Annotated in this window: 14 protein-coding genes; 8 read left to right on the top strand and 6 right to left on the bottom strand. The window is 67.9% G+C overall.

Annotated features, from left to right (window positions below; genetic code table 11):
* Positions 1–11: 11 nt before the first annotated feature.
* Genes HBE64_RS01260 through HBE64_RS01280 form a run of 5 tightly spaced genes read right to left on the bottom strand, consistent with a single transcriptional unit; the run spans position 12 to position 5232 of the window.
* The gene (locus tag HBE64_RS01260; protein ID WP_167097038.1) at positions 12–1334 is read right to left on the bottom strand and encodes a DUF58 domain-containing protein; all 1323 of its coding nucleotides are present in this window, start codon (positions 1332–1334) and stop codon (positions 12–14) included.
* Entirely contained in the window at positions 1334–2305 is a 972-nt protein-coding gene (locus HBE64_RS01265) for a MoxR family ATPase (RefSeq protein WP_167097040.1), read from the bottom strand. Before HBE64_RS01265 ends, HBE64_RS01260 begins: the two co-directional genes overlap by 1 nt.
* On the bottom strand, positions 2302–3423 hold the full coding sequence (locus HBE64_RS01270; protein ID WP_371744061.1) for a DUF4350 domain-containing protein: 1122 nt from the start codon (positions 3421–3423) through the stop codon (positions 2302–2304). Before HBE64_RS01270 ends, HBE64_RS01265 begins: the two co-directional genes overlap by 4 nt.
* Entirely contained in the window at positions 3420–4073 is a 654-nt protein-coding gene (locus tag HBE64_RS01275; RefSeq protein ID WP_167097042.1) for a DUF4129 domain-containing protein, read from the bottom strand. Before HBE64_RS01275 ends, HBE64_RS01270 begins: the two co-directional genes overlap by 4 nt.
* Before the next feature lie 13 nt (positions 4074–4086).
* Entirely contained in the window at positions 4087–5232 is a 1146-nt protein-coding gene (locus HBE64_RS01280; RefSeq protein ID WP_243841461.1) for a glycerophosphoryl diester phosphodiesterase membrane domain-containing protein, read from the bottom strand.
* Between the two features lie 98 nt (positions 5233–5330).
* Between HBE64_RS01280 and HBE64_RS01285 the strand changes: the two genes are divergently transcribed.
* The 5 genes from HBE64_RS01285 (at position 5331) to HBE64_RS01305 (ending at position 8108) form a co-directional block, all read left to right on the top strand.
* Complete coding sequence (locus HBE64_RS01285) at positions 5331–5795, top strand: GatB/YqeY domain-containing protein (protein ID WP_167097044.1); 465 nt, start codon at positions 5331–5333, stop codon at positions 5793–5795.
* Between the two features lie 37 nt (positions 5796–5832).
* A complete protein-coding gene (locus HBE64_RS01290; protein ID WP_167097046.1) occupies positions 5833–6819 on the top strand; it encodes an LLM class F420-dependent oxidoreductase in 987 nt (328 codons plus the stop codon).
* A 123-nt stretch (positions 6820–6942) separates the two neighbouring features.
* Positions 6943–7089, top strand: a complete 147-nt coding sequence (locus HBE64_RS01295) for a hypothetical protein (protein ID WP_167097048.1) — start codon at positions 6943–6945, stop codon at positions 7087–7089.
* A 102-nt stretch (positions 7090–7191) separates the two neighbouring features.
* Positions 7192–7887, top strand: a complete 696-nt coding sequence (locus HBE64_RS01300; RefSeq protein WP_371744155.1) for a HemK2/MTQ2 family protein methyltransferase — start codon at positions 7192–7194, stop codon at positions 7885–7887.
* Positions 7884–8108: a CDGSH iron-sulfur domain-containing protein gene (locus tag HBE64_RS01305; protein WP_167097052.1), complete on the top strand. Its 225-nt coding sequence runs from the start codon at positions 7884–7886 to the stop codon at positions 8106–8108. Before HBE64_RS01300 ends, HBE64_RS01305 begins: the two co-directional genes overlap by 4 nt.
* Here the strand turns inward: HBE64_RS01305 and HBE64_RS01310 are convergent.
* The gene (locus tag HBE64_RS01310) at positions 8088–9047 is read right to left on the bottom strand and encodes an iron-containing redox enzyme family protein (protein ID WP_371744156.1); all 960 of its coding nucleotides are present in this window, start codon (positions 9045–9047) and stop codon (positions 8088–8090) included. The two genes, HBE64_RS01305 and HBE64_RS01310, sit on opposite strands and share 21 nt — an antisense overlap.
* A 163-nt stretch (positions 9048–9210) precedes the next feature.
* On the opposite strand from HBE64_RS01310, the gene HBE64_RS01315 reads away from it, so the two are divergent.
* From HBE64_RS01315 to HBE64_RS01325, 3 genes are all read left to right on the top strand, one after another.
* Entirely contained in the window at positions 9211–10881 is a 1671-nt protein-coding gene (locus HBE64_RS01315) for an FAD-binding dehydrogenase (RefSeq protein ID WP_167097056.1), read from the top strand.
* Between the two features lie 135 nt (positions 10882–11016).
* Positions 11017–11820, top strand: coding sequence for a tryptophan-rich sensory protein (locus HBE64_RS01320; RefSeq protein ID WP_167097059.1), 804 nt, complete (start codon positions 11017–11019; stop codon positions 11818–11820).
* A 114-nt stretch (positions 11821–11934) separates the two neighbouring features.
* Complete coding sequence (locus HBE64_RS01325; protein ID WP_167097061.1) at positions 11935–12699, top strand: hypothetical protein; 765 nt, start codon at positions 11935–11937, stop codon at positions 12697–12699.
* The last annotated feature ends 77 nt before the right edge of the window (positions 12700–12776 follow it).

Consider the following 12776-nt stretch of genomic DNA (forward strand, 5'->3'; position numbering starts at 1 on the left):
CGAGGCTGACGCTACAACCGGCCGGTGGCCTTCATCGCCAAATACCGGTCGGCCAGCGCCGGCGCCAGATCCTCCGGTGCGGCGTCGACCACGTCAACTCCCTTGTGCCGCAACCGCGAAGCGACGAGCCGCCGGTCGTTGCGGGCCCGTTCCGCCGCGGCGGCGTCGTAGACCGCAGCGGCATCGGCACGCCCGGCCGCAAGCTGGTCGACGCGCGGGTCGGCCACCGCGGCCACGATCACCTGGTGTTTGGCCGACAGCTGCGGCAGCACCGGCAGCAGGCCCTCGTCGAGGGCCGAGGCGTTGAGGTCGGTGAGCAGCACCACCAGCGCGCGGCGGCGCACCCGCCGCTGCACCGAGGCCACCATCGCGGCGGCGTCGGACTCGATCAGCGCCGGCTCGAGCGGCGCCATCGCGACCACCAGTTGGGCCAGCAGCTCAGTGCGGGCGGCACCGAAGACCGCCGTCCGCGTCACCCGGTCGTGCGCCAGGAAGTCGACGTGATCGCCGGCGCGCGAGGCTAGCGCGGCCAGTAGCAGCGCGGCATCCATCGACCAGTCCAGCCGCGGCCAGCCGCCGGGATCGCGCGCTGTCGGGTCGACCCCGACCCGGCCCGCCGAGGTCCGGCCGGTGTCGAGCACGATCACCACCCGGCGGTCGCGCTCCGGCCGCCAGGTGCGCACCACCACGTCGGCACGCCGGGCAGTGGCCCGCCAGTCGATGGAGCGGACGTCGTCACCGACGACGTACTCCCGCAACGAATCGAATTCCGTTCCGTGGCCGCGGATCAGCACCGGCAGCAGTCCGTCGATCTCGCGCAGCTTGGCCAGTCGTGACGGTAGATGCTTGCGGGACAGGAACGGTGGCAGGATGCGGATCTGACCCGCGACGTCATGGGACCGTTGCCGGCCGGCCAGCCCGAGCGGCCCGATGGAGCGGGCCGTCACCGCCTGCGAGCGCTGATCGCCCCGCCTGCGCGGCTGCAGCCTGGTGGCCACCGTCTCGGTGTGGCCCGGTCGTACCGTCAGGGGGTGCGTGCGGGGCTGCGCGCAGGCACTCGGCGGCCAGGCGTCGCGCAGCACTCCCCGGAACCGGCGCGAACCGTCGTTGTGAATCCGCAGCACCGCGTCGACCTGTTGACCGAGGCGGGCCGAGGTGGCGCCGTCGCGTTCGAAACGCAGCGCCCGCGGGCTTGCGGCCAGCGCGGCGTCGACAGCCACCGCGATCGCCAACGCCAGCAGTGCTACCGCGAAAGCCGTTGCCGGCCAGGGGGCCAGCGCGATCGGCAGCACACACAGCAGGGCGATCAGCCCGGTGCGGCCGGTGAGTGTCACTACCGTGGCACCGGCACGGCGGTCAGAATACCGTCGAGCACCCCGTCAGGGGTGGCTCCCTCGAGTTCGGCTTCCGGGCGCAGCCCGATCCGGTGCCGCAATGTCGGGCGCGCCATGGCCTTGACGTCATCAGGGGTGACGTAATTGCGGCCCGACAGCCACGCCCACGCCCGCGCTGTGCCCAGCAGGGCGGTGGCGCCGCGCGGTGACACCCCCAGCTGCAGTGACGGAGAATTCCTTGTGGCACCGACGATGTCGACGATGTAGCCGAGCACTTCGTCGGCGATCAACACCTGTTTCACCGCGGCGCGACCCTCGGCCAGCTCAGCCGGACCGGCCACCGGGCGGATGGCGCTCAGGTCACGCGGATCGAATCCCTGGGCGTGCCGTCCGAGGATCGCGATCTCCTGATCCCGCGGTGGCAGAGGCACATTGAGCTTCAGCAGGAAGCGATCGAGCTGCGCTTCGGGTAGCTGGTAGGTGCCCTCGTACTCGATCGGGTTCTGCGTGGCGGCCACGATGAACGGATCCGGCAACAGCTTCGGATCGCCGTCGACGCTGACCTGGCGCTCCTCCATGGCCTCCAGCAGGGCGGCCTGAGTCTTCGGTGGGGTCCGGTTGATCTCGTCGGCCAGCATCAAATTGGTGAACACCGGACCCTCGCGGAACACGAAGGCCGCGGTGCGCGCGTCGTAGATCAGGGAGCCGGTGATGTCGCCGGGCATCAGGTCCGGGGTGAACTGGACCCGCTTGAACTCCAGTTGCAGCGCTGCCGCCATCGCGCGGACCAACAGCGTCTTCGCAACGCCGGGAACACCTTCGAGCAGGACATGTCCGCGACACAGCAGTGCGATCACCAGACCGCTGACGACTGCGTCCTGCCCGACGACGGCCTTGGCGATCTCGGCGCGAAGAGCGAGCAGCGCGTTGCGTGCCTCGTCTTGTTGTGCGGTTGGCGCGAATTGAGTCACGACTTCGTGACCTGCCTTTCGATGTCGTCGAGAGTGTGGGCCAGCTGGAGGAGGTCGGCGTCAGTGGTCGGGACCGGGCCGAACAGTATGTGCGCCACCGTATTGGGGTCGCCGCTGTAGCGTTGCGCGACGGCCGACGCGATGGCGGCCGGAGAAGGGTTGGCGCCCAGACCGAGCCGGGGTGCCAGCCGCTGCAGGGTGGCGGTCCGCAGTGCCTCGGCTGCCTGGTCGCGGGCGCGCCTGGACCGGTAGAGCCGGGCCCGGCCCTCGACGGTCTCCGACGCGCGGACCACCACGGGCAGCTTCTCGGCCACCAGAGGCCCGAGCCGGCGGCCCTGCCACAGCGCCAGCAGCACCACCGCCAGGCACAGCTGCCAGACGATCCAGCTCACCGCGTCGGGGATGAGATCACCAATCTCGGCGCCGCCGGTGGCCTCACCCTCGGGCTTCTGCGGGGCGTACCAGATCAACCGGGCGCGCTGCCCGGCCAGGTTCATCGCCAGTGCGGCGTTGCCTTCCTTCAGAAGTGCGCCGTTGGTCATGAATTCCGAACTTCCGGCGACGGTGATCGTGCGCCCGTCGGCGCGGTAGCGCACCAGGGCGCCACCATAACAACGGGTGAGGTCGACATCGCCAACCTTCTCGTAGGTGTCGGTGGGGCCCAGCAGCACGACTCCGGCCCGATTGGCTTCGGGTAGATCGCAATCCGGCTCGTCGCCCAGGACGCTCGCCCCGCCGGTCCGGATACCGGGCGCCAGGGCATCGCGCACCCGGGCGGTAGGTTCGAGCAGCAGGCGGTCACCGGGGACCGCGGCGAGCCGGTTCAGCAGTTCCGCACCGCGGGTCTGGTAGGTCTCCGCTGCCAGCAGCAGGGTGTCCGGGCCCGCAGCGCGTTCCACCCCGGCCACATCCTCGGCCACGATGACCTCCACACCGTGCTCCCGCAGCAGGGTCACCAGCGCGTGTGCCCCATCCGGCGAGGTGGACTGCGGATCCATCCGCCCGCCCGGGCGCGGAGCGGTGAGATAAGCGCTGACCGCGGCCACCGCCGCTATGACGATCAGGCCGAGGGCGAGCCAGCGTCCGGTGCGCCAGCGTTGGCCGATAGGGGTGCTCACCGCAGCGGGGTCCAGGTGTTGGCGACCGTAGCGGCCGTGAGATCGGAGCCGGTGGGTGCGGCGTGGCGGCGCAGGGCGTCGTCGAGGTCGGCGATCATCCGGTAGTTCGGCTCGGTGCCGGGTTGCTCACCATAGGTGACGTCGTTGAATGCCGTTGCTGCGCAGAGCAGGTCGGCGGCGAAGCCGGGCAGCAGATCGCCTGCGTCGTGGGCGAGCTCATTGGCGGTGCGTCCCGGAACCGGGGTCAGCGTGCCCGACTCCTCCAGTTGGCGTGCCACAGCTCGAACTCGATGTCGGATGGCCGCAGCCCAATTGCCCTGGACGGCAAAGCCTTCCGCCGTCGCACGGTGCTCCGCCGCCGAAAGCTCGTGGGCGCCGAACAATCCCGCCCCGGCGCCCCGGTTGGTTCGCATGGTCCGCCGCGCGATGCGTACGGCCACAACGAAGGCCACCGCCACGAGAATCGCCAGAACGGCGATGGTGAACCAGCCACCCGGGATCGAGCCGCCTTGGAGGATCAGACGGTTGACGAGGTCGTCGAGCCACTCGCCGATCCGGTCGGTCAACGACGGCCGGGGATAGATCGGTTTGGCCAACTCGCGCTGGGCTGCCTCGTGGGCGGTCTCGCGGTCGATATCGATGGTGGGCATGGTTGTTCGGCCCTCAGCGCGCCGGGGTGAGCCACAGTGCGTCGCCGGCTTCGACGTTGACGGTGCTCGTGGTGGCACCGGTCTGCAGGACGAGGTCGAAGGCCTCGACGCGGATGCGGATGTCGGTGTAGAGCAGCACGACCACCCCGGCGGTGAACGGGGCGGTGACGATCTGCCCGATCGCGCCGCCGACGGCGGCGATGGCGGTGGCCAGGATGAAGGGCCCGGAACTGTCCGCGCTGAGGGCCACGATCTGCCCGGCGATGCTGAACGGGACGGCAACCGCTCCCGCGACCACCGCGGCCACCAGCGAGGCCAGCAAGCGGATACCCAGAACGCGCCAGAAGTGGTTGCGTACCAGAGCGAATGACCGGCTGATGGATTCCATGACGGACTTTCGCTCCAGCACGATCGCCACCGGCGCGAAGGCCAGCGAGGTGTACAGGTAGAGCAGTGCCGCGACGAGCGCCAGCACCAGGGGTATGCCAAGAAGCACCGCGACTCCGGTGTTGGCCGCGACACTCACCCCCAGGATCGCAAGCGCGACGGCACCGATGAGCACCACTGCCGCAATGACTTCCAGGGCACTGAGACCGATGAGCGCGAGCAGTCGGCCGCGAACTCGTTGCCAGGCCTCACCGACGGTGATGGTCGAGCCGAACACCGCCCGGCCGACCACAACCGTGAGCATGCCGGACAGCAGGATCGCCGAGAGACCGGTGGCGATACCACCGGCGATGGTCGATGCGAAGGAGCCGACCAGCATGGGGGTGGACAGCTCGCCGCCGTCGGTACCGAGCTGCCCGGCGTAGGCCAGTGGTCCCATCTGCAGCAGCAGCGCCAGGATCTGGGTGATGACGACCACGACAGTGGTCAGGCCGAGGGTCGCCTTGGGATTGGCGCGGATGTAGCCGACTGCGCCGTTGAAGATGTCGCTGAGCGACAGCGGCCTCAGCGGGATGACGCCCGGCTTGAGTGCCATGGCGGGTAGCGCACCGTAGCCCGGCGGCAGATAACCCGGTGGCGGGTAGCCCGGTGGTGGATAGCCCGGTGGTGGGTAGCCGGGAGGTGCCGCCTGCGGGTAGGCGGGCGCCGGGAACACCGGTTGACCTGGCCAGCCCTGCGGCGGAACGCCAGGGCCGTGGGGTGGTGTGGTCACCGGACAACGCCCCCGACGTCGTTGCTCATCACCCCATCCTGTCGACAGGCGGGGTAATTCTCAACGTCCGCCCAGTCCGGGCGCGTAGCGTTTGCGCCATGGCGGAGCTCAAAGACCAGCTGAGATCGGACCTCACTGACGCGATGAAGGCCCAGGACAAGTTGCGGACCGCGACGTTGCGGATGCTGCTTGCGGCGATTCAGACCGAGGAGGTGTCCGGCAAAGCGGCCCGAGAGCTGTCCGACGACGACGTCCTCAAGGTGCTCGCGCGCGAGTCGCGCAAGCGCAGCGAGGCCGCCGAGATCTACACCCAGAACGGCCGCGGCGAGCTGGCTGCCGAGGAGCACGCCGAAGCCCGCGTCATCGACGAGTACCTGCCCACCCCGCTGACCGAGGCCGAGGTCGCCGACGTAGTGGACACCGCGATCGCCCAGGTCGCCGAGGAGATCGGCGAACGCCCCTCGATCAAGCAGATGGGCCTGGTGATGAAGGCGGCCACCGCGATCGCGGCGGGCAAGGCGGACGGCTCGAGGCTCTCGGCGGCGGTCAAGGACCGGCTCTAGCCCGTTTCACCCGCTGACGCGGGGGTACCCGGGGCGTATGACGCGCTTCGGATACACCCTCATGACCGAACAGAGCGGCCCCAAAGAGCTTGTCCGCTATGCGATTTCAGCTGAACAGGCCGGGTTCGACTTCGAGGTCTGCAGTGACCACTTCTCGCCGTGGTTGGTCTCCCAGGGCCACGCCCCGAACGCCTGGACCCTGCTCGGCGCGGTGGCCCACGCCACCGAGAACGTCGACCTCTACACCTATGTGACCTGCCCGACGATGCGCTATCACCCTGCCGTCGTCGCACAGCAGGCGGCGACCCTGCAGATACTCGCCGACGGGCGTTTCACGCTGGGACTCGGTGCCGGGGAGAACCTCAACGAGCATGTGGTCGGCCGCGGCTGGCCGGCGGTGCAGCGCCGCCACGACATGCTGCGCGAGGCCATCGTCATCATCCGGCAGCTGCTCACCGGCGAACTCGTCGACTACAAGGGTGAGTATTTCCAAGTGGATTCCGCGCGTATCTGGGACGTCCCGGAGGTGCCGGTGACCATCGGTGTCGCGGTATCCGGCGCGCGCTCGCTGGACGCCTTCGCCACTGCGGGCGATCACTTGATCGCCGTCGAACCCGACGGCACGCTCGTCGACGGCTGGCGCAGTGCTCGACAGGCGACCGGGTTGCCCGGCGGTGGACGGGTGATCGGGCAGATCCCGATCTGCTGGGACCCCGACCGAGATGCGGCGATCCAGCGGGCGCACGAGCAGTTCCGCTGGTTCGGCGCTGGCTGGGCCGTCAACGCTGATCTGCCCACGCCGGCCGGGTTCGCCGGTGCCACCCAGTTCATCACCCCGAACGACGTGGCCGACAGCATTCCGTGCGGACCGGATCTGGACGCCATCGTCGAGTCCGTCAGCGCCTACTGGAAGGCCGGATTCACCGACATCGCACTGGTCCAGATCGGTGACGACGGGCAAGAGGAGTTCCTCGCCAAGGCTGCCGAACCACTGCTGGCGGCCCTGCGCGACGCCGCGGGCTGACCCGCGTACATCTGTTGTCAGGACGCGTGTTTGGCGCCCTGGGCATGCTCGTCATCGGGTGGTATTGCGCACATACCCGGCCGCTCGCGGTTGAAACAGCGGCGCAGGGGATATTCCTCGGCCATGACCGACCGGACTTCGGATGAGGACGACCACGCCGACTACACCGACGACCACCAGCAGGATCGCAGGGCCGACCTACCTGACCGGCAGCACGGCGACCGCACACCGGACGTTGCCGACGTTCCCGAGTTGGAGACGCCCGACTAGCAGGTGCCCCGGCACACCCCTGTGGTTTAACACATCGGTAATCGGGCATGTATTGGGTCAGCGCCGTGGCACCACAACGGTTTCTATCTCGAAAGGCCGATGTTGACCATCCTCTTTCCCGACGTCCAGGATTCGGTTGCCGCGACGACGGGTGTCTATGCGCCCCAACGTGATTCGAGACTGCTCATCGAGGCGCTGACGGTCGCCGCAGAGGTGCCCGGATGCCGCGTACTCGATATCTGCACCGGAAGCGGGGTCGTGGCGATCGCCGCCGCCCAACTCGGCGCGCACAGTGTCACAGCAGTGGACATCAGCTCCCGCGCGGTCGCGTGTGCCCAAGCCAACGCCGAGCGTGCCGGTGTGACGGTCGACGCTCGGCTGGGCGACGTGATCGACGCAGCCCGATCCGCCCCGTACGACATCATCGTCTCCAACCCGCCTTATGTACCAACGGGTCCCGACGCACACCTCGAGCAGATCCCGCAGGACGCCGGGCCGTCGACCGCGTGGGACGCCGGCCCGGACGGCCGGATGGTGCTCGACCCGCTGTGCGATGCGGCGCCTGGGCTACTGGCCGACGGTGGCACGATGCTGATCGTGCAGTCCGAACTCGCCGGTTCCGGGCGCACCCTGCGACGCCTGGCGCGGGGCGGTCTGCGTGCTGAAATTGTTATGACGCAACTCATTCCGTTCGGCCCCGTGCTCAGCGCTAGGGCGCACTGGATGGAGCAGATCGGCATGATCCCGGTCGGCAGACGCGAGGAAGAACTCGTCGTGATCAGAGCGGTGAAAGCATGAGCGAGACGCAGCCGCGTGTGGTCCGCATCGTGTCATCGGGACCCATGATGGTTCAGGGCCCGGTGCGGATCGAACTGCCGGACGGCACGGTCGTCGAATCAGATCGCTTCATGGTCGCCATCTGTACGTGCAAGCGCAGCAAGACATATCCGTTGTGCGACACCAGTCATCGACGTCGCCGCCGCAGCGACGACGCCACGTCAGCCGATCGGCTTGCGTAGCGAGCTTTCACCGGCGGTCCAGCTCCCCATGAGGTGACGGGCCAGGCGATGCTCGACCACTTCGTGCGCCCGGATCCCGAACACGACGTCGCGGTCCAACTCGGGCTCACGGCTCACCAGGTCGCCGACGACATCGGTGCGCACCACCTGTTCATGCACAGCGTCAGCCTCGACATGCTCCCGGTAGAACGCCACACACGTGTCGGGAGCACCGAGCCGTTCGAGTGCTTCGACAAGTCGGCGTGAACCCGGCGACGACGTGATCTCGGTGGACGCGAAATGTCCGACGGCACTTCCGCGATGCTTGCGATGCAGGCCGAACATCGACATCAGGTTGACCACCGCCAACGACTCGGCGGGAACCGCGTCGATGTAGCCGAGGTAACTGGCGTCCAGCCCGGCGGCGACCATCAGGTCGGCGAACAACTGCTGGTGAACCTGATCACCACGGCCGCCACCGAACTCGTCGAACTCGACGGCCACGAAGGCGGCCTTGGCCTGACCGGTGAGCCGGGGGATGGCCCACGCGTGCGGATCGCCCTCCTTGAGGTGATACAGCGAGCGGTGCACGAAGTACTCCTGCATCTGCTCCCAGCTGCCCTTGTCGCGTAGAAAATACGACGGGCCGAATCCGTCGACAGGCTCGACCGTCAGGCGCTCCATCTCTGCTGCCGCGGTGTCACTCGAGTCGATATCGCCGACGTCGTGGCTGACCGCGTCCAGGAAGGTCTCCTCGAGGCGCGCCCTCAGGTGCAGCAAGCCGGGGTTCCACTCCCAACCGTTGTCGACACCGGTGAAGCCGCGGTAGTGCAGCTCGTAGCAGACGTAGAGGCTCAGCTGCACATCGATGCCGCAGGGATCTGAATCGCCGACGGAGGCCTCGACGCGGTTCAGGTGCGTGCGCGGCGCGCGCTCGGTGAGCAGATCGAGAACGGCCATCGACAACGGACCCCGCGGCGCCGGAAGGAAGGGCTGCAGGGTCAGGGGAGCAAGTGTCACCTTGGGGGTCTTCCCGGCACAGCAAATCGCTAAACCCCGTGCGTCACATCGGCACCGCTCAGCCGGCGGTACGGTGGGGGCTGCTCCGAGTCGGGAGGTTGTCATGGATGCAGACGTCGTCGTCGTCGGGGCCGGACTGGCCGGCCTGGTCGCCACACACGAACTGACCAGCCGCGGCAAGAAGGTCGCGCTTTTGGACCAGGAGAACGCCGCCAACCTCGGCGGGCAGGCATTCTGGTCCTTCGGTGGCCTATTCCTGGTCGACACCCCCGAACAGCGCCGGCTGGGGGTCAAGGACTCCTTCGAACTGGCCTGGAACGACTGGCGCGGCAGTGCCCAATTCGACCGTCTCGACGACGAGGACGCGTGGGCGCTCAAGTGGGCCTGCGCCTACGTCGAGTTCGCGGCGGGCGAGAAGCGGTCATGGTTACTCGGGCATGGGATCAGCTTCCTGCCGACGGTCGGCTGGGCCGAACGGGGCGACCTGCGCGCCGACGGCCACGGCAACTCGGTGCCCCGCTTCCACGTCGCCTGGGGCACCGGCACCGGTGTCGTCGAGCCGTTCGTCAACTCGGCGCTGGCTGCCGCCGACCGCGGACTGGTCACGTTCCATTACCGCCACCGGGTTGACGAACTCGTGCTCAGCAACGGCGTCGCGACCGGCGTGCGCGGAACAGTGCTCGCGCCCGACGACGCGCCGCGCGGTGCGCCGAGCAACCGGGAAGTGCTGGGCGACTTCGACATCAACGCGCAGGCGGTCATCGTCACCACCGGCGGTATCGGTGCCAACCACGACATCGTGCGCAAGTATTGGCCGCAGCGGATGGGCACCGCCCCAGCGTCGATGATCACCGGAGTGCCGGCCTACGTCGACGGCAGGATGCTCGACATCGCCGCGGGCTCCGGGGTGCGGCTGGTCAACCGGGACCGGATGTGGCACTACACCGAAGGCATCCAGAACTGGGACCCCATCTGGCCCAAACACGCCATCCGCATCCTGCCCGGGCCCTCCTCGATGTGGTTCGACGCCCTCGGCAGGCGGCTACCGCAGCCGTATCTGCCCGGCTACGACACCCTGGGCACTCTGCGCTACCTGCGAACCAATCCCGACATCGCCGGCTACGACCACAGCTGGTTCATCCTGACCCAGAAGATCATCGAGCGGGAGTTCGCACTGTCGGGCTCCGAGCAGAACCCCGACATCACCAATAAGGACCGCAAGGGATTCCTCAAGGAGCGACTGCTGACCAAAGGGGCACCGGCCCCGGTGGAGGCGTTCAAACAGCACGGCGCCGACTTCGTGGTCGCCCGCACCCTCGAGGAACTCGTCGCCAAGATGAACGCCCTGACCGAGCAGCCGCTGCTCGACCCGGCCACCATCCGGTCCCAGATCGAGGCGCGCGACCTGCAGATGGCCAATCCCTATGCCAAAGATGCTCAGGTGCAAGGGATTCGCAACTCGCGCCGCTACATCGGTGACCGCATCGGCCGGACGGCCGCACCCCACCGGATCCTCGACCCCGATGCCGGGCCACTGATCGGCGTCAAACTGCACATCCTGACCCGAAAGACACTGGGCGGAATCCAGACCGACCTGTCGTCGCGGGCACTCGGCCTGGACGGCAATCCCATCGGCGGGCTGTATGCCGCCGGCGAGGTGGCCGGTTTCGGCGGCGGCGGTGTGCACGGGTACAACGCGCTGGAAGGTACATTCCTCGGCGGCTGCCTGTTCTCCGGCCGAGCGGCCGGCCGCGCCGCCGCCGATGCGGTGTAGCCGTTGGGCCCGGGGCAGGACGAGCCAGAATGCTCTCGACCATTTGATCTGACTCTTACCAGTTACTGACAACGCCGATTCGATAGCCTGACAACAGGTTCGGTGATGAGACGCTGACACCAGGAGGTGACCGACATGACCGCAACCACCCGGCGGGGCCCGATCAAGGCGCTCGTCGTCGTCACGTATTTGGCGATGATCACGATGAACGTCCTGGCCAATGCGCTACCTCTCAACGGCCGCAACACCGGTCAGGTGTCTGACGCCTACCCGAGCCTGTTCACCCCGGCAGGGATCACGTTCTCGATCTGGAGTGTCATCTACCTGCTGCTCGGGCTGCACGTGCTCTACCAGCTCGGCCTGTTCCGCGAAGACGCTCCCGACGTGGGTCGCACCCCTCTGCTCAATCGCGTCGGAGTGCTGTTCTCGATTTCCTCGCTCGCCAACACCGCGTGGGTGTTCGCCTGGCACTACGACGTCATCCCGCTCTCGGTTCTCCTGATCCTGGTGATCCTGGTCTGCCTCATCCTGATCGCCGACACCCTGCGGGTAGCGCACCTCACCACTCGCGAAAAGTGCTTCGTCGCAACCCCGTTCAGCGTCTACTTCGGCTGGACCACGGTGGCCACCGTCGCGAACGTCACCGTGCTGCTGGTCAGTCTGAAATGGGATGGCTTCGGGATCAGCGCCTCGGTGTGGGCAACGATCATCGTCTTAGTGGCCATGCTGATCGGCACGGCAACGATGCTGCGCAACCGTGACATCGCCTACGGGCTGGTGCTGATCTGGGCGTTCAGCGGCATCCTGTTGCGCCAGGTGTCAGCCGACGGTCTGGATAGCCGCTATCCGGCGATCATCGCTGCGGTGGTCGCGTCGCTGGTGATCTTCCTGGGGGCCGAGGCTTTCCTGCTGCGGCAGCGTCGGCAGTCGGCACCCTAGCTCGGCTGTCGGTCCAGGTCAGCGTCGTGAATTGACGCTAGCGTTGATAACGATTGCTGTCTTGGGCGCGATATGGCGGATACTATTGCTCAAGTCCCGCAAAAAGGAGTGATCATGGGCCTTCGGCATACCTCAGTCCGCATGGCGGCCGCAGCGTCGCTGTGCGTCGGGGCGTTGCTGACCCTCAGTGGTCCGGCCCTCGCGGCTCCCGGCGACGACGACACGATCCTGCCCGCCGAAGGGCAGCCGCAGCCGCGTGCCCAGAACGCCGGCAACCCGTCTGATCTGCAGGGTTTCCTCAACAGCTTGTCGCAGTCGTTCAACGACAGCATCGGACGCCAACTCGACGCAGCACGCGAAACCGCGATCCAGCAGACGAACTCCAACCTCGCGGTCAGCATCGCCACTCCGATCGCCAACGGCGCCACGGGCATCGTCTCCGGGGCGGCGTCAGGCGCGGCGTCGGGCCTGTTCTACCTGCTGGCGCAGAACATCGGGAACATCTCGTTGCCGTCGGGAACGAACTTCGCGCTGCCCGCCGCCTCAGTGGCCTCGATGCCGGCCTTCAGTGCGGCTTCGCTGCCGTCGCTGAGCCTGCCGCAGATGCCGGCTCTCAGCTTGCCGCAGATGCCCGCCGTCGGGCTGCCACAGATGCCGTCGCTCAGCCTGCCTCAGCTTCCGCCGCCTCCGCCGATCGGTCTGCCGCAATTCCCGAACATCGGCCTGCCGCAGCTTCCGCCGCCCCCGCCGATCGGCCTGCCGCAGCTGCCCCCGATCGGGCTGCCGGAGTTGCCGCCGCCCCCGCCCATCGGTTTCCCGCAGCTTCCGCCGCCGCCGTCGCTGCCCTGCATCATCTTCTGCCTGCCAAAGCTGTTCTGATTCGAGGGCACTGCTGCAGCTCCAACAACATGTGACTGAAGTTGTATATGGGGAAGCTGTGACTTGCCATGAGTTAG

It is taken from the genome of Mycobacterium sp. DL592, assembly GCF_011694515.1.
GTDB lineage: Bacteria > Actinomycetota > Actinomycetes > Mycobacteriales > Mycobacteriaceae > Mycobacterium.